Origin of the sequence: Streptomyces sp. NBC_01166 (genome assembly GCF_045039765.1) — a bacterium.
GTDB lineage: Bacteria > Actinomycetota > Actinomycetes > Streptomycetales > Streptomycetaceae > Streptomyces.
This window is the reverse complement of sequence record NZ_CP108613.1, coordinates 5921079-5937006: the sequence shown is the minus strand read 5'-3', so window position 1 is coordinate 5937006 and position 15928 is coordinate 5921079. Positions and strand designations below refer to the sequence as shown.

The following is a 15928-nucleotide window of genomic DNA, read 5'->3' as shown; positions in this document are numbered from 1 at the left end:
AAGGTGCGGTGGCGCGGCACCACTGGGATGGCGAACGGCAGTCGGAGGAGGAAACGTGGCAGCACCCACAGGCGGACACTCGTACGAGGGCGGTCAGCGGGTTCCGGGTGAGCAGGGTGACAATCGTTTCGACAACCCCTCCATGCCCGGCAGACAGGGTTCGCAAGACCCTTATCAGCCTTATCAGCCCTACCAGCAGCCCCAGCAGGGCAGCTGGCAGCAGCAGCCTCAGCAGCCGGGCTCAGGGTGGCCGCAGCAGCAGCCGCACTACCCGCAGCACGAGCAGCCGCAGCACTACCAGCAGCCGCAGCACGAGCAGCAGCCTCCGCAGCGTTACGAGGCTCCGCCGTCGCGCATCCAGCCGGTCCAGCGGCAGGCCCCCCAGCCGTCGAAGCCCGCGGCTCACAACCCGCTGGTCCGTCCGTACGCCATGACCGGCGGCCGGACCCGGCCGCGGTACCAGCTCGCCATCGAGGCGCTGGTCAGCACCACGGCGGATCCTTCCCGGCTGCAAGGGCAGCTGCCCGAGCACCAGCGGATCTGCCGGCTCTGCATCGAGATCAAGTCGGTGGCCGAGGTCTCGGCCCTTCTCTCGATCCCCCTCGGCGTTGCCCGGATCCTCGTCGCCGACCTGGCCGAGGCCGGACTCGTCGCTATCCATCAGCCCGGCGGCGACGAGGCCGCCGGCGGCCAACCAGATGTGACACTGCTCGAAAGGGTGCTCAGTGGACTTCGCAAGCTCTAGCGGCGGAGCGGCCCGCTCCACTACCTCGGCGAAGATCGTGGTGGCAGGGGGCTTCGGCGTGGGTAAGACCACGTTTGTCGGTGCCGTTTCGGAGATCAATCCGCTGCGCACCGAAGCCGTGATGACGTCCGCGTCCGCGGGCATCGACGACCTGACCCACACCGGGGACAAGACCACCACCACGGTGGCCATGGACTTCGGACGCATCACCCTGGACCAGGACCTGATCCTCTACCTGTTCGGCACCCCCGGACAGGACCGCTTCTGGTTCATGTGGGACGACCTGGTCCGCGGCGCCATCGGCGCCGTCGTCCTCGTCGACACCCGCCGCCTCGCCGACTGCTTCCCAGCCGTCGACTACTTCGAGAACAGCGGCCTCCCCTTCGTCATCGCCCTCAACGGCTTCGACGGACACCAGCCCTACACACCCGACGAAGTACGCGAAGCCCTCCAGATCGGCCCGGACACCCCGATCCTCACCACGGACGCCCGGCACCGCGCCGACGCCAAGAGCGCGCTGATCACCCTGGTCGAGCACGCCCTCATGGCCCGCCTGCGCTGACCCCGCCGCCGCACACGGCGAAGGCCCCGTACTCCTCGGAAGGAGTACGGGGCCTTCGGCGTGAAGGAGGCCCGGTGGGCCCTGGAGCGGCCTCGGCGGCCGATCCTCAGCCCTGCCAGCTGTGCGGGGCGCGGAAACCGGGGGTGCGCTCCAGGCGGCGCCATCCGGCCGTGCTGCGGCCGCGGTGGGCGGGCGCGTCGGGCTGTGCGGCCGCGCGGGCGAGCAGGACCGCGGTGATGGCGGCGAGCTCCTCGGGGCCGGCCTGGCCCTTCTCGACGCGAAGGACCGAATCGGCGGGGGTGACGCTCATGGATGTCTCCGTCTTCTGGGCAGTGGTCGCGGAAGGTGGGCGGGGTCGCCGCTGCGGCCGGCGACTACTGCGGAGGGTTGCCGTGCTTGCGGGACGGCAGGTCTGCGTGCTTGTTGCGGAGCATCGCGAGCGAGGCGATCAGCACCTCGCGCGTCTCGGCGGGGTCGATGACGTCGTCGACCAGGCCGCGCTCGGCCGCGTAGTAGGGATGCATCAGCTCGGCCTTGTACTCCTTGACCATGCGGGCCCGCATGGCTTCGGGGTCCTCGGCGTCGGCGATCTGCCGGCGGAAGATGACGTTGGCGGCGCCCTCGGCGCCCATCACCGCGATCTCGTTGGTCGGCCACGCGTAGGTGAGGTCGGCGCCGATGGACTGGCTGTCCATGACGATGTACGCGCCTCCGTAGGCCTTGCGCAGGATCAGCGAGATCCTCGGCACGGTGGCGTTGCAGTACGCGTAGAGCAGCTTCGCGCCGTGCCGAATGATTCCACCGTGCTCCTGATCGACGCCGGGCAGGAAGCCGGGTACGTCCAGCAGAGTGACGATGGGAATGTTGAACGCATCACACATCTGGACGAATCGCGCGGCCTTCTCGGACGCCTCGATGTCCAGGACACCGGCGAGGGCCTGCGGCTGGTTGGCCACGATGCCGACGACCTGGCCGTCGAGCCGGGCCAGAGCGCAGACGATGTTGCGGGCCCAGCGCTCGTGGACCTCCAGGAAGTCGCCGTCGTCGACGAGCTCCTCGATGACCTTGTGCATGTCGTACGGGCGGTTGCCGTCGGCCGGGACCAGGTCCAGGAGGACGTCGCCGCGCCGGTCGGCCGGGTCGTCGCTCGGGACGACGGGCGGGTTCTCCCGGTTGTTGGACGGGAGCATGCCGATCAGGTAGCGGACCTCGGCGATGCAGGTCTCCTCGTCGTCGTACGCGAAGTGCGCGACGCCCGAGGTCTCGGCGTGCACGTCGGCGCCGCCGAGGCCGTTCTGGGTGATCTCCTCGCCGGTGACCGCCTTGACGACGTCCGGTCCGGTGATGAACATCTGCGAGGTCTCGCGGACCATGAAGACGAAGTCGGTCAGCGCCGGGCTGTAGGCCGCGCCGCCCGCGCACGGGCCGAGCATCACGCTGATCTGCGGGATGACACCGGAGGCCCGGGTGTTGCGCTGGAAGATCCCGCCGTAGCCGGCGAGCGCGCTGACGCCCTCCTGGATACGGGCTCCGGCGCCGTCGTTCAGCGAGACCAGGGGGGCACCGGCCGAGATGGCCATGTCCATGATCTTGTGGATCTTCGTGGCGTGGGCCTCGCCCAGCGCCCCGCCGAAGATCCGGAAGTCGTGCGCGTAGACGAAGACCGTCCGGCCGTCGACCGTGCCCCAGCCGGTGATGACACCGTCGGTGTACGGCTTCTTGGCCTCCAGGCCGAAGCCGGTCGCCCGGTGCCGGCGCAGCTGCTCGACCTCCTTGAACGATCCCTCGTCCAGCAGCAGCTCGATGCGCTCGCGCGCCGTCAGCTTGCCCTTGGCGTGCTGCGCCTCGGTCGCCCGGTCGCTCGGTCCACGCCGGGCCTGCTCACGCAGTGCCAGCAGTTCGGCCACCCGGCCACGCGTGTCACTCGGCTCGCCCGGGATTTCGTCCACAACGGTCATACGTCGACCCTACGAACCCGAGCGCGAAATTCCTGCCGTCCACACCGAACAGTCTCCTGCCCGGTTTCCTGGTGGCACCTGACAGAAGCGGTGCACCATGCATCCCATCTGCCAGCTCACAGGGCTTCCGCGTTGTAGAGCTTCGACAAGGCGCGGTATGTGGCCCCGGCCACATTCTGCTCCGCGCGCCACGCCGCGGATCCACCGGGGCGGGCGACCGGACCCACCGGAATGGCAGGGGGCCGGCGCCGGATTCCGGTCACGGAGGCAGGCTCCGTGCCACAGTTTCGCATCCCCCGAGAGGTGAGCGCGGCAGCACCCGCCCACCGCCCGGGGCACCTCCGGTCCCGGGGCTCCGGCGGCGGCCGCGTTCAGTACCTGTTCACTCCACGCGCACGGCGAGGGACCAGGCGTGGCCAAAAGCCGTCCCACGGCGTCGAGTTGTGAAGAACGGCAACTTCTTGAGAGCGCTCTCAGTCCTAACTCTTGACGCTCAGCGGAGCCGTCGCGAGAGTGGTGCGCACCGCAGACAGCCCCACCGCTCCACCTCCCCGCACCACCCCTGATCCCTGTCTGCGTCCCCCCACACCTCGGGAGTTCCTCCGTGATTTCGCGCAGAATGTTCCTGACGGGCGCCGCCGCCTCCGCGACCGCGCTCAGCTACCCCCTCTGGGGCAGCGCCCTGAGCCCGCGTACGTCGGCCGCCCCCGCGACGTGTGAACTGGCGCTGGAGAACCGCTCGTTGCCCGGCACGGTGCACGCCTATGTCACCGGTCACGAGCAGGGCACGGACCGCTGGGTGCTCCTGCGCCCCGACGGCAGCGTCTACCGCCCCGACTCCCCCGGCGCCCCGCAGACCCCACTGCCGGTCGACTGCGCCATCCCGCTGAAGGCCGCGGGCGCGGGCCCGGTCGTCCTGACCCTGCCCCAGATGTACGGGGCACGGGTCTACTTCGTGCGCGACGACAAGCTGGACTTCTACCTCAACCCGGGCCCGTCCCTGGTCGAGCCGGCCTTCGCGACGCCCACCGACCCGAACTACGGCAGGACCTGGTCGTTCTGCGAGTTCACCTTCAACCCTCAGCAGCTGTACGCGAACATCAGCTACGTCGACCTGGTGACGGCGCTGCCGATCGGGCTGACCCTCGAGGGCGACGCCACGCACACGGTGGCCCCGCTCCCCGACGGCGCGGTCCAGCGGATCGCCGATGACCTCACGGCCCAGGCGGCCTCCGACGGGCAGCCCTGGGACAAGCTGGTCACCCGCGGCTCGGACGGACAGGTCCTGCGGGTCGTCTCGCCGCAGAACCTGATGGCGCCGTTCTTCGACCGCCCCGCCGAGATGCCGTTCCGGGATCTGTTCACCGCGCAGATCGACGAGGTCTGGGAGAAGTACCGCTCCACCGACCTGCGGATCGATCTGCAGGGGGGCCGGGGCACGCTCGCCGGCCGGGTCGGCGGCGACACCCTGACGTTCGAGGGCGGCCACACGTTCGTCAAGCCGACCTCGAAGGACATCTTCACCTGCAACCACGGCCCCTTCACCAACAACCCCGGGGACTCCGACGACAAGAAGGCCCTGCTGGCCAGGATCGCGGCGGGCTTCAACCGTTCGATCATGCTCAGCCACCCCAGCCAGCCGAACGGCACGTCGGTGGCGGACTACTACAAGGGCGCGGTGACGAACCACTGGTCGCGCGTCGTCCACGCGAACTCCCCGATCGGCTACGCCTTCCCCTACGACGACGTACGCCCGGACGGCGAGCCGGACGTGTCGGGAGCCGCACACGACGGCAACCCCCGCCGCTTCACGGTGACCGTGGGTTCCTGACCCACCTCCCCCGGCCCACCCCCCACGATTCCGCCCCGTCGTCCGCCTTCGCGGCCGGCGGGGCTCGGCGTCGTCCCGCATCGGTGCTGTCGGCCGTGTGGGCTTGTGGAGCCGGCCGGTCAGCCGGCCCTGCGTGAGAAGCGCGGCCGCTCGGAGGCGGCCGGCTCGATGCAGCGGGACTGGACGTGCTCGTAGGCCATGGTGGTCTGCACGTCGGCGACCTCCCTGCGTTCGGTGAGGCGGTCGATGACGAAGGCGTACACGCCGTCGACGTCGGGGACGGCGATGTGCAGGAGGAAGTCGTGCGTGCCGGAGGTGACGAACAGGCCGATCACCTCGGGCAGGCGCGCTGCCCATTCCCGGAACCCCTCGATGACGGGGCGGGCCGGGGGCCGGATGCGCACCGAGATGAGCGCCTGGACCGGCCTGTTCGCCGCGTCGAGGTCCAGGGCGGCGTGGTAGCCGGTGATCACGCCTCGCTCGCGCAGCAGCCGTACCCGCTCGAGCGAGGTGGAGGGGGAGACCCCGGTCTTGGCGGCGAGCTCGCGGTTGGTCTGCCGTGCATCGTTCTGCAGCTCCCGCAGAAGGGCCCGGTCCAGCGCATCAAGTTCCATGGAATGGACCCTACGGTGCACGAAGTGCGGCCATCACCCGTGCTACCTGGGCATCTGCCTAGTGTCGGCGACTATGGATACACGAACGAACGGGCCGTTTCTCGGAGCGGGGCTGGTGCTCGGCGCGGCCGTGCTGTGGGGCACGGTCGGTCCCGCCCAGGTGCTGGCGTCCAGCACCATGGCGCCGGCGGCCCTGGGAGGCTGGCGGCTGCTCGTGGGCGGACTGGTCCTGGCCATGTTCACCGTCCGCCGGCACACCCTGGGGGCCCTGGCCACGGGCGCGGTGGTGCGCCCCCTGCTGATCTGCGCCGTATCCACGGGCGTCTTCCAGGCGGCCCTCATGTCCTCGGTGACGCGGACCGGGGCGGCCCTGGCCACGGTGGTCGCCCTGGGCGTCGCCCCCGCGGCGATCGGCCTGTGTTCCCGGTGGGTCACCGGTGAGCGGATGACGGCCGTCTGGATGGCCGGCACCGCCGGGGCCGTCGCCGGCTGCGCCCTGTTGCTGACCCCGGGGAGCGAGGGTGTGGACACGCCGGGCCTGCTCCTGGCCGTGGCCGCCGGTGTCTGTTACGGCCTGTACACCGTCTTCGCCAAGAAGCTGGCTGCCGTCGCTCCGGCTGCCCAACTGCCCGGGCTCGCCGCGCTCTCCCTGCTCGCGGGAGCCCTGCCCCTGACGCCCTGGATGGTCGACAGCGCCGCTCCCGCCAGGCCGGGCGCCACCTTCACCCTGATCGCCTGGCTGGGTGTGGCGACCACAGCCCTCGCCTACTGGTTGTTCACCACAGGCCTCACCAAGGTGCGCGCGACCACGGCCGGAACCCTCAGCCTCGCCGAGCCCCTGGCCGCCGCGCTGATCGGCGTGCTCCTGCTCCACGAGCACCTCTCGCCGGTGGCTTGGGCCGGGGGTGCGCTGATCCTCGCCGGAATGGTCACCATGTGCCTGCCGCCGCGATTCCTCCCCGGCTCCGCACGCCGGTTTGGGGCCTCTCCTCCGGTTCACGCCGGCGCCGGCACCGGAACGCGTAACTCCGGCGACATCCCGGGCTATTGACTTCGCAACAACCGGAATGAAGAGTGCCGGGCACTGTACTTGTACATGCCATCGGACCCGGAGGCGCCCGTGTGTGACCTGCACGACCCCAGCGACCACGACCATGCGGTACACACGGGCGACGGACTGAGCCGCCGCCGGATCATGCAGATGCTCGGGGCCGCCGGAATAGCCACCACGGCGATGGGCGCGACCGCCGATCCGGCGATGGCGGCGGCCTCGGACGAGGCCGCGGGCGGAGCGGTGGACGCCACCTCCTACACCCCGCCCGGGGGGCTCGCCCAGGACTCGGCCGCCAAGCGGACGGCGCTCGGCTGGATCGAGCGGAACGCGTCCCGGATCAACGGGCTGAACGACGAGATCTGGGAGCACGCGGAGCTGAGCCTGCGGGAGTGGAACTCCTCCCTCGCCGAGGCCGACTTCCTGCGCAAGGCGGGCTTCGACGTCGAGTTCGGCACGGCCGGCTTCCCGACCGCCTTCACCGCCACGTACACCCGGGGCAAGGGCGGTCCCGTCATCGGTTTCAGCGGCGAGTACGACGCCCTTCCCGGCCTGTCCCAGAACAAGGGGGTGGGCGAGCACGATCCGAAGGAGTACGTCCACGACCCGTTCGCCCCGGGTTACGGGGCCGGGCACGGCTGCGGCCACTGCGCACTCGGGACCGCGGCGGCGGCCGCCGCCGCGGCCGTCGCGGAGGCGTCCCGGCGCCACAAGCTCGATGTAACGGTGAAGTTCTTCGGCTCCACCGCCGAGGAACAGCTGATCGGCAAGACGTACGCCGTCAGCCAGGGCGTCTACGACGGGCTCGACGCCTTCCTCGACTGGCATCCCTCCACCGGCAACGCCACCGGCTGGGGCACCTCGAACGCGATGACGGCCGTCACCTTCACCTTCCTCGGTGTCGCCGGCCACGGCGGCACCCCGCTCGGCAACAAGAGCGCGCTGGACGCGGCCGTGATGATGGCGACCATGTCGGAGTTCCTCCGCGAGGAGAGCATGGCCCCCTCGGCGCGGCTGCACTGGGTGATCAACAACGGCGGCGACATCCCCAATGTGACGCCGGAGATCGCGGAGATCTCCTACTACGTCCGTGAGGGCAGCGTCGAGCGGGTCACCTCGCTGCTGGACAAGGTCATCGCCGTCTCGGAGGCGGCCGCGACCGCCAGCCGCACGTCGGTGCGGCACCGGATCACCTCGGCGTGCTGGAACCAGCTCCCCTCCAAGGCGTTCGCCGAGCTGATGTACGACAACATGCGGCAGATCGGGCCCCCGGTCTTCTCCGAGGACGCCCAGCGTCTCGCCAAGGAGCTCCAGTCCTCGCTGGGGCTGCCCGAGAGCGGCCTGCACGACAAGATCGGTGAGCTGGCGCCGCCCAACCCCGTCTTCCAGGGCGGCGGTTCCACCGATGTGGCCGATATCAGCTGGCAGGTGCCGACCGTCTCCATGGGCGCGGCGGTGGCCCCCATCGGGTCGAAGATGCACACCTGGTCAACCGCCTCCTGCGCGGGATCGGCGCCCGCGCACGCTGCGATCAAGGCCGCCGCGGCCTATCTGGCGGCCACGGCTGTCGACCTCCTGGTGAAGCCGGAGCTGCTGCGGGGCGTCAAGGAGGAGTTCGAGAAGCGGACCGAGGGCCTGACCTGGAAGACCGCGCTGCCGGAGGGGTACGAGCCGCCGATGTACGAGCCGCCCGCCTGGTTCCTCAAGAAGACGGGCCAGAGCTGGCCGCCGGAGAACATCACCTGGCCGCCGCGCCGGATCGTCAGCAAGGAGAAGTTCGCCTCGCTCGGGCCGGCGCTGGAGCCGCAGGTCTGATCCCGGCCAAGTACGCGGAGGTGCCCCCGTCCGGCCGGACGGGGGCACCTCCGCGTACTTGGCCGGGCCTGCGCACACGAGGTCAGCAGCCGCCGCAGTTGTAGTACGTCACGTCCCAGTGGTTGCCCTCGTCGGCGTAGATGTTGCCGGAGCCGGACTTGTACTGGGGGGCGCCGTCGCCGCGCAGGCCGATGTAACTGAACACGCCCTTCACGTAGTTGGTCAGGCAGGTGGTCTTGCCGAAGTCGAGCTTGTAGCCGTTCCAGTGCGAGTACGTGCCACTGGCGTGCCCGGTCTCGGTGCCCCCGGTGATGTTCAGGGCGCAGCCCGTGGCGCTCTTCAGGGTCTGGGCGCCCTGGGCGCTGGTCAGGTTGAGCTGGTCGAAGGACGTGCAGGTGGAGACGTTCCGGTTGGAACAGCCACCCGAGGACGACCAGGTGATCCCGGACGAGCTGAAGCGGGAGGTCGCCTGGGAGTGGGTCAGTTTGGTGACGGCCTGCGCCTCGGTGGCGCCGCCGCCGAGGACACCGACGCCGGGCGCGAAGAGCACGCCGAGGACGAGGGCGAGAGCGGTGAGTGCCGAGCGGAGTCGGGGACGGGTCAGCATGGGTTTCCTCCTGCTCATGACAATTACGGGCAGGGAGATAGTGCCCCAGCTCTACGCGCGTCCGCCAGGGGGCGGCGGGGGTCACCGTCAGACCTTCCGCGACTTCCGGACCGGCCTGGACCCTTGATGTTGAACTTTGAACAAGATGGGGCTACAGTCGAACTCGTTGAAGGTTAAATCAACTCTTCGACGGCCACTCGTCTGAATCCGTCCCCCGAGGAGGAGCCATGGCTCTGTTCAACCGCAAGAACAACGACGCCCCGACCGCCACCGCCACCCTCGCGGTGGACCCCGCGCTGGCCGCGCTGACCGGCACCTACACGATCGACCCGGCCCACAGCAGCATCGGTTTCACCGTGCGCCACGCCATGGTCACCAACGTGCGCGGCTCCTTCGGTGAGCACGAGGGCACCCTGGAGCTGGACGGCTCCGACCCCTCCAGGTCCTCCGCCTCCATCGATGTCAAGATCTCCAGTGTCGACACCGGCATCGCCGACCGCGACGGCCACCTGGTCAGCGGCGACTTCTTCGACGCCGAGACGTTCCCCCTGATGACGTTCCGCTCCACCGGGGCCGAGCAGCTCGGCGGGGACACCTACCGGGTCACCGGCGACCTCACGATCAAGGACGTCACCCGCCCGCTCTCCATCGACCTGGAGTTCAACGGTTCCGCCACCGACCCCTACGGCAACCAGCGCGTGGGCTTCGAGGGCAGCGCCGAGATCCTGCGCTCCGACTGGGGCCTGACCTACAACGCGGCGCTGGAGACCGGCGGCGTGCTGGTCGGCGACAAGGTCAAGCTGAACTTCGACATCTCCGCCATCAAGGCCGCCCCGCAGGCCTGACCCTCCCGAACCGAGCGCGCCCGCCGGCTCTCCCCCTCCCGGGGGGAGGACGGCGGGCGCTCGGCGTCAGCGGCCCGGGATGCGGCGGACCTTCAGCGCGTTGTCCGTGCGGGTGGTGGGGTTGCCCTCGGGGTCGTTCTGGATCCGCTCGTGCTCCTCGCTGAGCAGCACCTCCCACTCCCCGTCCGGCAGTTCGAGCGAGGCGAGCACCTCGTCCGTCGTGGGCAGCTCCATGTCCGGGTGGTCGTGCTCCCACGAGGGGAAGCCGGCGTGCCCAACGATCAGGAGCACGCCTCCCGGCGCGACCGCCCTCGCCGCCCTGCGCAGGATCTCCTCGCGGGGCAGGTCGCCCATCGAGTGCAGGAACTGGGCGGAGACCAGGTCGTACTCCCCCTCGGGGAACGAAGCCCCCAGGTCGTGCCACTGCCAGTCGATCCGGTCGGCGACGTCGGCCTCGGCCGCGTGGACCGCCGCCCGCTCCAGGGCCACCCGCGAGATGTCCGTGGCGGTGACCCGCCAGCCCCACCGGGCGAGCCAGACCGCGTCCGCGCCTTCGCCGCACCCGAGGTCGAGGGCCCGCCCCGGCTGCAGGCCCTCCACCTCGCGGACGAGGGCGACGTTGGGATTCCCGCTCCAGATCCGGTCGCTCTCGCGGTACTTGTCGTCCCACATCTCGGCGTCGGTGCGGGCGTCTTCGGTGGTCATCGTGTCGTCTCCTGAAGTCCGTGCCGGCGGTCCCCGAGCACACGCTCGGTGACCCGGGCCTCGGCCTGGGCCGAGAAGGGTGCGCGGCGGGCCTCCACCACGCGGCGGGTGTCGTCGGTGACGAGGTCCATGTTGATCATTGAGGCCGCCTTCAGCCCGGCCGCCGCCGCCCCGACGACCTGCTCCATGAGGTTGGCGACGTTGCCGGCCACCCAGACTCCCGGCACATCGGTCGCCCCCGCGGGGTCGGCCGCGATGTAGGTGCCGATGACCTGGTCGCCCATCGTCATCTCGGTCGGCACCAGGCCGAGGCTCTCCAGGACCGCCGACCGCGCGGTGAAGCGCGGCTGGACCACGAGCGCCTCGCGCGGGATCACCGTGCCCCCGGCCAGCCGCACACCGGTGAGCCGGCCCTCGGCCACCTCCACGGCGGCCACCTCGCCGTCCACCACCGAAATGCCCCGCGCGGCGAACTGCTCGTACTCCTCGTCGCTGAAGTCGGGCTGGTCGTGGCGGAACAGCATCACGTCGTCGGTCCACTGCCGCCAGAGCAGCGCGTGGTGCACGGCCATGGGGCTGCTCGCCAGGATGCCGACCGGCCTGTCCCGCACCTCCCACCCGTGGCAGTACGGGCAGTGCAGCACCTCGCTGCCCCAGCGTTCGGCCAGTCCCTCCACGGCCGGCAGCTCGTCGACGATCCCCGTGGTCACGAGCAGACGACGGGCGTGGACGGCGCCCCCGTCCTCCTGCACGACGCGGAAGCCGTCGGCCAGCTTCTCGGCCGATACGACACTCCCCTGGACGATCTCTGCCCCGTAGTCCGCCGCCTCCGCCCGGCCGATGGCCAGCAGCTCCAGGGGCGGGACGCCCTCCCGGCCCAGGTAGTTGTGCGCGTGGGCCGCGGGGGCGTTGCGCGGGCTGCCCGCGTCGATCACAAGCACGGAACGCCGGGCCCTGGACAGGGCGAGCGCCCCGCTCAGCCCGGCGGCGCCACCGCCGATCACCACTACGTCGTACCGCTGGTTCGTCTCACTCATGCGGAACACCTCCTGTTACGGAAGATGGTGCGCGCGGGGCGGCGATTCGACAAACCTGCTTGCCGAACCGGCAAATTCGCACCAGACGGTCTTCCCAGGGTCCCGCTCCCCCACCCCCCACGCATCGGCGAGCGCCCCGACGAGCGTGAGCCCACGCCCGTACTCCGCGAGGGGCCCGGGGTCCGCCGGCTCCCGGACCTGGCCCCCGCCACTGTCGTGCACCTCGATCCGGAGCACGCTCCCCCAGGTGAGCTGGACCCGGAAGCCCCTGCCGGGCGGGACGCCGTGGACCAGCGCGTTGGTCGCCAGCTCGCTCACGCAGAGGAGTACGTCGTCGAGGTCCACCTCGCACGCCCAGTCGGCCAGAGCGTCCCGGACGAACTGGCGCACGAGCGGCACCGACCTGCGCTCACGGCGGTAGAACGCCTCACGGAAGGAGGCGAGTTGCGTTGTCTCGTTCACGGGACGACTGTCACAGAACGTCACTACTGTGGGTCACCGCGTCAGGTCGTACACCGCGTTTGTACGAGCGCTGACGGGTCCGGCGGGGCTCGCGTACGGGGAAAGGCACGTCATGCACTCGGTGAAGAGGAACAAGCGGGTCACGTCCTGGCATGTCATCGGCGCCCAGCTCGCCGCCTTCCGGCGCGCGGCCGGGCACACACAGACATCGCTGGCCGACCGGTTCTGCGTGGGCGAGGACACGATCGCCTCGATCGAGCAGGGCCGCCGCGCGCTCCAGGCGGACTTCGCGGCGCAGCTGGACGAACTGCTCGAGACGAAGGGGGCGTTGGGGGTCGCGGTGGCGAAGGTTCCGCAGAAGGAGCGGTTCCCGGCGTTCGTGCAGGACTTCGTGGAGTACGAGCAGGAGGCGGTGACGCTGCTGTCGTATCAGAACCAGGTGGTGCCCGGGCAGCTCCAGACCGAGGCATACGCACGCGCCGTATTCGCGAGCCTCTACCCACCTCTGGAAGACGACGAGATCGAGGAACGCATCGCGGCACGCCTCGACAGGCAGCGCGTATTCGACCGAAAGCCCCGGCCGATGGCCAACTTCCTGATCGAGGAGTGCATCCTGGCACGCCCCCTCGGCGGTCTTTCCGTTCTGCGCGAGCAGATTTTGCATCTGCGCCGCTGCGCGGACCTACCCTTCCTGGGCCTCCAGATCATGCCCACCAACCGGCAGACGCACGCCGCTCTCGACGGGCCGATGGTGTTGCTGGAGACCCCGGACCACGATCAGCTGGCCTACATCGAGGGACAGCGCGTCAGCGTCCTGATCGACGACCTCGACGAGGTCAGTGTGCTGCAACAGAAATATGGGATGCTGCGTTCGCAGGCGATTTCCCCCGAGGAAAGCATGCGCCTACTGGACGACCTGCTTGGAGAGTCATGACGCGAGCGGCACACGACACAGGCCTCACCTGGTTCAAGTCCAGCCACAGCGGAAGTGAAGGTGGCGACTGTCTCGAAGTCGCCTACGACTGGCACAAGTCGAGCTACAGCAGCGACCAGGGCGGAAGCTGCGTAGAGGTCGCCGCCCACCCCGCCGCCATCCACATCCGCGACTCCAAGGTCACCGACGGCCCGGTCCTGACCGTGCCCCCGGCCGCCTGGGCCGCGTTCGTCACCTCCGCCGTCTGAAGGTGCGCGCGTGACCGGCTCGCTCGCCCGGATCACCGAACGGGTACGCCCTCCCGCCGTGGTGGTCGACGGCCACGGCGACTGGACGGAGGCGGAGAGGACGCTGGGCACCCGGCTGCCCGAGGACTACAAGCAGCTGGTCGAGACCTACGGACGCGGAGACTTCTGGGGCGCGCTGTGCCTCTGCACCCCGTTCGGTGACGGCAACCCGGTCCCGCTCAGGGCGGACCTCCTCGACGACTACGGTCCGCTGCGCGACTTCTCCCCCGAGAATTACCCCTACCCTCTCTTTCCGGAGCCCGGCGGGCTGCTCGCCTGGGCCGTGACGGAGAGCGCGGCGCACGTCTGCTGGCTGACCGAAGGGCCTCCCGAGTCCTGGCCCGTGGTGATCTGGTCACGCGACGACGACTACGAGCGGTTCGACTGCGGGGCCGGCGCATTCCTGGACGGCCTGACGAGCCGCACCATCACCTCCGAGCTCCTGCACCATGAGCCGGAGCTCGCGCCCTGGTTCGACCCCGCGGTCGAGCTCGACCATGTGTACGTCCGGCTGGGCGAGGGGCCCCGCCCGTACGCCGAGCGCCTGAGGATCCTGCGCGACACCCTCGCCCCCACGTCGGACCGTGGTGGATACGAGTACGACGGTCAGCGACAGGACCACTTCGCCGTGGACGCCACCGGCTGGCTCCTGACGTACGAGTCGGCCTACGGCCATCAGCTCCGGGTCGCGTTCCCGCCCGCGGACAGCGCGGCGGCCCGCCGAGCCGTGCTGGCGGCGGTGGAACTCATGGGGTGCCCCGTGCAGTCGGCCGACACCATTCACGGCACCTCCTCCTGGGCCTGACAGGGACGTCTTCGCAGCTCGCCGCCACGCCATGGCCGTCGGCTCCCGTACCGCACCTCACCGAAGCCGGTCGGATGTCTGTACGCGCATCCGCACACCGTGTACGGTCTCGGCCCGATGGACCTTGGGAGCGCTCCCACCCCCCACTGTTTCCGCTTCGCACGAGGAGGAACGCCATGAAACGCCTACTCGCCTTACTGGCGACCTGCGCGACAGTCCTGGGCCTCACAGCGGCACTCGGACCCCAGGAGGCGGCTGCCGCCACCGGCTGCAAGGTCGAGTACACCGTCGCCAGCCAGTGGCAGGGCGGCTTCCAGGCCGGAGTGAAGGTCACCAACCTGGGTGCCCCCACCAACGGCTGGACGCTCGAGTTCGCCCTGCCGGACGCCGGCCAGAAGGTCGCCCAGGGCTGGAACGCCACCTGGTCGCAGTCCGGCTCCGCGGTCACCGCCGTCGGCGTCGACTGGAACCGCGCGCTGGCCACCGGCGCGACGGCCGACCTGGGATTCTCGGGCACCTTCACGGGCGCCAACCCGAAGCCCACGGCGTTCGAGCTCAACGGAGTCGCCTGCACGGGCTCCCTCGAAGAGCCCCCGCCCGCTCCGGCCGACGGCACCCCCGTGGACATCAACGGGCCGCTCCACGTCTGCGGTGTGAACCTGTGCAACCAGTACGACCGTCCGGTCCAGCTGCGGGGCATGAGCACGCACGGCATCCAGTGGTTCGACGCCTGCTACAACGCCGCGTCGCTGGACGCGCTGGCGAACGACTGGAAGTCGGACCTGCTGCGCATCTCGATGTACGTACAAGAGGACGGTTACGAGACCGACCCGGCGGGATTCACGGCTCGGGTGAACGAACTCGTCGACATGGCCGAGGCCCGCGGCATGTACGCCTTGATCGATTTCCACACCCTGACGCCGGGTGACCCGAACTACAACCTCGACCGCGCGAAGACCTTCTTCGCGTCCGTCGCCGCCCGCAACGCCGGCAAGAAGAACGTGATCTACGAGATCACCAACGAGCCCAACGGTGTGAGCTGGTCGGGCATCAAGAGCTACGCCGAGCAGGTCATCCCGGTGGTCCGTGCCGCCGATCCGGACGCGGTCGTCATCGTCGGCACCCGCGGCTGGTCCTCGCTGGGGGTCTCGGACGGCTCCAACGAGAGCGAGGTCGTCAACAACCCCGTCAACGCGGCCAACATCATGTACGCGTTCCACTTCTACGCCGCGAGCCACAAGGACTCCTACCGCGCCACGCTGAGCCGAGCCGCCTCGCGACTTCCGCTGTTCGTCACCGAGTTCGGCACCGTGAGCGCCACCGGCGGCGGAGCCATGGACCAGGCGAGCACCACGGCCTGGCTGGACCTGCTCGATCAGCTGAAGATCAGCTACGCGAACTGGACCTACTCCGACGCTCCCGAGAGCAGCGCGGCGTTCCGGCCCGGGACCTGCGGCGGCAGTGACTACAGCAGCAGCGGCGTGCTGAACGACTCCGGGTCGCTGCTCAAGAACCGGATCAGCACCCCGGACAGCTTCCCCACCAGCTGACCTGCGGCGGGGCGCCCAGCCGCCCCCGCCACTCCCATCCGCACCACCTCACCCCCTGCCTCGGAGGCACACGTGCGCATCCTTCCCCCACGATTACCGCGCCGGCCACGGAGGGCGGCC

Annotated in this window: 17 protein-coding genes; 10 read left to right on the top strand and 7 right to left on the bottom strand. The window is 70.1% G+C overall.

Going from position 1 to position 15928, the window contains the following annotated elements; translation table 11 throughout:
* The first annotated feature begins 55 nt into the window (after positions 1 to 55).
* Complete coding sequence (locus tag OG379_RS27430; RefSeq protein ID WP_393763829.1) at positions 56 to 745, top strand: DUF742 domain-containing protein; 690 nt, start codon at positions 56 to 58, stop codon at positions 743 to 745.
* Positions 726 to 1307: an ATP/GTP-binding protein gene (locus OG379_RS27425; protein WP_014048542.1), complete on the top strand. Its 582-nt coding sequence runs from the start codon at positions 726 to 728 to the stop codon at positions 1305 to 1307. Before OG379_RS27430 ends, OG379_RS27425 begins: the two co-directional genes overlap by 20 nt.
* A 106-nt stretch (positions 1308 to 1413) precedes the next feature.
* Here OG379_RS27425 and OG379_RS27420 read toward each other — a convergent pair whose 3' ends face one another.
* Entirely contained in the window at positions 1414 to 1617 is a 204-nt protein-coding gene (locus OG379_RS27420) for an acyl-CoA carboxylase subunit epsilon (protein ID WP_014153860.1), read from the bottom strand.
* A 64-nt stretch (positions 1618 to 1681) separates the two neighbouring features.
* On the bottom strand, positions 1682 to 3265 hold the full coding sequence (locus tag OG379_RS27415; protein WP_104789386.1) for an acyl-CoA carboxylase subunit beta: 1584 nt from the start codon (positions 3263 to 3265) through the stop codon (positions 1682 to 1684).
* 619 nt (positions 3266 to 3884) lie between these two features.
* Here OG379_RS27415 and OG379_RS27410 point away from each other — a divergent pair.
* On the top strand, positions 3885 to 5096 hold the full coding sequence (locus tag OG379_RS27410) for a glycoside hydrolase family 64 protein (protein WP_405668666.1): 1212 nt from the start codon (positions 3885 to 3887) through the stop codon (positions 5094 to 5096).
* A gap of 119 nt (positions 5097 to 5215) precedes the next feature.
* On the opposite strand, the gene OG379_RS27405 is transcribed toward OG379_RS27410, so the two are convergent.
* A complete protein-coding gene (locus OG379_RS27405) occupies positions 5216 to 5710 on the bottom strand; it encodes an Lrp/AsnC family transcriptional regulator (RefSeq protein WP_405665669.1) in 495 nt (164 codons plus the stop codon).
* A gap of 73 nt (positions 5711 to 5783) precedes the next feature.
* Here OG379_RS27405 and OG379_RS27400 point away from each other — a divergent pair, with 73 nt between their 5' ends.
* Complete coding sequence (locus OG379_RS27400; RefSeq protein WP_405665668.1) at positions 5784 to 6761, top strand: DMT family transporter; 978 nt, start codon at positions 5784 to 5786, stop codon at positions 6759 to 6761.
* 69 nt (positions 6762 to 6830) lie between these two features.
* Entirely contained in the window at positions 6831 to 8576 is a 1746-nt protein-coding gene (locus OG379_RS27395; RefSeq protein WP_405665667.1) for an amidohydrolase, read from the top strand.
* Positions 8577 to 8658: 82 nt separating this feature from the next.
* Here the strand turns inward: OG379_RS27395 and OG379_RS27390 are convergent, their stop codons facing one another.
* A complete protein-coding gene (locus tag OG379_RS27390; RefSeq protein ID WP_405665666.1) occupies positions 8659 to 9183 on the bottom strand; it encodes a hypothetical protein in 525 nt (174 codons plus the stop codon).
* Between the two features lie 227 nt (positions 9184 to 9410).
* Between OG379_RS27390 and OG379_RS27385 the strand changes: the two genes are divergently transcribed.
* Positions 9411 to 10028 (top strand): YceI family protein, encoded by a 618-nt coding sequence (locus tag OG379_RS27385; RefSeq protein WP_393763819.1) that lies wholly within the window; start codon positions 9411 to 9413, stop codon positions 10026 to 10028.
* Between the two features lie 66 nt (positions 10029 to 10094).
* Here OG379_RS27385 and OG379_RS27380 read toward each other — a convergent pair whose 3' ends face one another.
* The 3 genes from OG379_RS27380 to OG379_RS27370 are packed head-to-tail and all read right to left on the bottom strand — an operon-like array spanning position 10095 to position 12232.
* The gene (locus OG379_RS27380) at positions 10095 to 10733 is read right to left on the bottom strand and encodes an SAM-dependent methyltransferase (RefSeq protein ID WP_405665665.1); all 639 of its coding nucleotides are present in this window, start codon (positions 10731 to 10733) and stop codon (positions 10095 to 10097) included.
* Positions 10730 to 11770, bottom strand: a complete 1041-nt coding sequence (locus tag OG379_RS27375; RefSeq protein WP_405665664.1) for an NAD(P)/FAD-dependent oxidoreductase — start codon at positions 11768 to 11770, stop codon at positions 10730 to 10732. The genes OG379_RS27380 and OG379_RS27375 overlap by 4 nt, the downstream gene beginning before the upstream one ends.
* 15 nt (positions 11771 to 11785) lie before the next feature.
* Entirely contained in the window at positions 11786 to 12232 is a 447-nt protein-coding gene (locus OG379_RS27370) for an ATP-binding protein (protein ID WP_405665663.1), read from the bottom strand.
* 112 nt (positions 12233 to 12344) lie between these two features.
* On the opposite strand from OG379_RS27370, the gene OG379_RS27365 reads away from it, so the two are divergent.
* The 4 genes from OG379_RS27365 (at position 12345) to OG379_RS27350 (ending at position 15808) form a co-directional block, all read left to right on the top strand.
* The gene (locus OG379_RS27365; RefSeq protein ID WP_405665662.1) at positions 12345 to 13166 is read left to right on the top strand and encodes a helix-turn-helix domain-containing protein; all 822 of its coding nucleotides are present in this window, start codon (positions 12345 to 12347) and stop codon (positions 13164 to 13166) included.
* Positions 13163 to 13414 (top strand): DUF397 domain-containing protein, encoded by a 252-nt coding sequence (locus OG379_RS27360; protein ID WP_405665661.1) that lies wholly within the window; start codon positions 13163 to 13165, stop codon positions 13412 to 13414. Before OG379_RS27365 ends, OG379_RS27360 begins: the two co-directional genes overlap by 4 nt.
* Positions 13415 to 13424: 10 nt before the next feature.
* Positions 13425 to 14258, top strand: coding sequence for an SMI1/KNR4 family protein (locus OG379_RS27355; RefSeq protein ID WP_405665660.1), 834 nt, complete (start codon positions 13425 to 13427; stop codon positions 14256 to 14258).
* A gap of 176 nt (positions 14259 to 14434) precedes the next feature.
* The gene (locus tag OG379_RS27350; protein WP_405665659.1) at positions 14435 to 15808 is read left to right on the top strand and encodes a cellulase family glycosylhydrolase; all 1374 of its coding nucleotides are present in this window, start codon (positions 14435 to 14437) and stop codon (positions 15806 to 15808) included.
* The last annotated feature ends 120 nt before the right edge of the window (positions 15809 to 15928 follow it).

What these genes read in the sequence shown, in the direction of transcription:
- OG379_RS27410 (WP_405668666.1), top strand. Translation starts at nt 3,885, where the DNA reads ATGTTCCTGACGGGCGCCGCCGCCTCCGCGACCGCGCTCAGCTACCCC.
- OG379_RS27365 (WP_405665662.1), top strand. Translation starts at nt 12,345, where the DNA reads ATGCACTCGGTGAAGAGGAACAAGCGGGTCACGTCCTGGCATGTCATC.
- OG379_RS27350 (WP_405665659.1), top strand. Translation starts at nt 14,435, where the DNA reads ATGAAACGCCTACTCGCCTTACTGGCGACCTGCGCGACAGTCCTGGGC.
- OG379_RS27400 (WP_405665668.1), top strand. Translation starts at nt 5,784, where the DNA reads ATGGATACACGAACGAACGGGCCGTTTCTCGGAGCGGGGCTGGTGCTC.
- OG379_RS27390 (WP_405665666.1), bottom strand. Translation starts at nt 9,183, where the DNA reads ATGCTGACCCGTCCCCGACTCCGCTCGGCACTCACCGCTCTCGCCCTC.
- OG379_RS27405 (WP_405665669.1), bottom strand. Translation starts at nt 5,710, where the DNA reads ATGGAACTTGATGCGCTGGACCGGGCCCTTCTGCGGGAGCTGCAGAAC.
- OG379_RS27415 (WP_104789386.1), bottom strand. Translation starts at nt 3,265, where the DNA reads ATGACCGTTGTGGACGAAATCCCGGGCGAGCCGAGTGACACGCGTGGC.
- OG379_RS27385 (WP_393763819.1), top strand. Translation starts at nt 9,411, where the DNA reads ATGGCTCTGTTCAACCGCAAGAACAACGACGCCCCGACCGCCACCGCC.
- OG379_RS27420 (WP_014153860.1), bottom strand. Translation starts at nt 1,617, where the DNA reads ATGAGCGTCACCCCCGCCGATTCGGTCCTTCGCGTCGAGAAGGGCCAG.
- OG379_RS27360 (WP_405665661.1), top strand. Translation starts at nt 13,163, where the DNA reads ATGACGCGAGCGGCACACGACACAGGCCTCACCTGGTTCAAGTCCAGC.
- OG379_RS27380 (WP_405665665.1), bottom strand. Translation starts at nt 10,733, where the DNA reads ATGACCACCGAAGACGCCCGCACCGACGCCGAGATGTGGGACGACAAG.
- OG379_RS27375 (WP_405665664.1), bottom strand. Translation starts at nt 11,770, where the DNA reads ATGAGTGAGACGAACCAGCGGTACGACGTAGTGGTGATCGGCGGTGGC.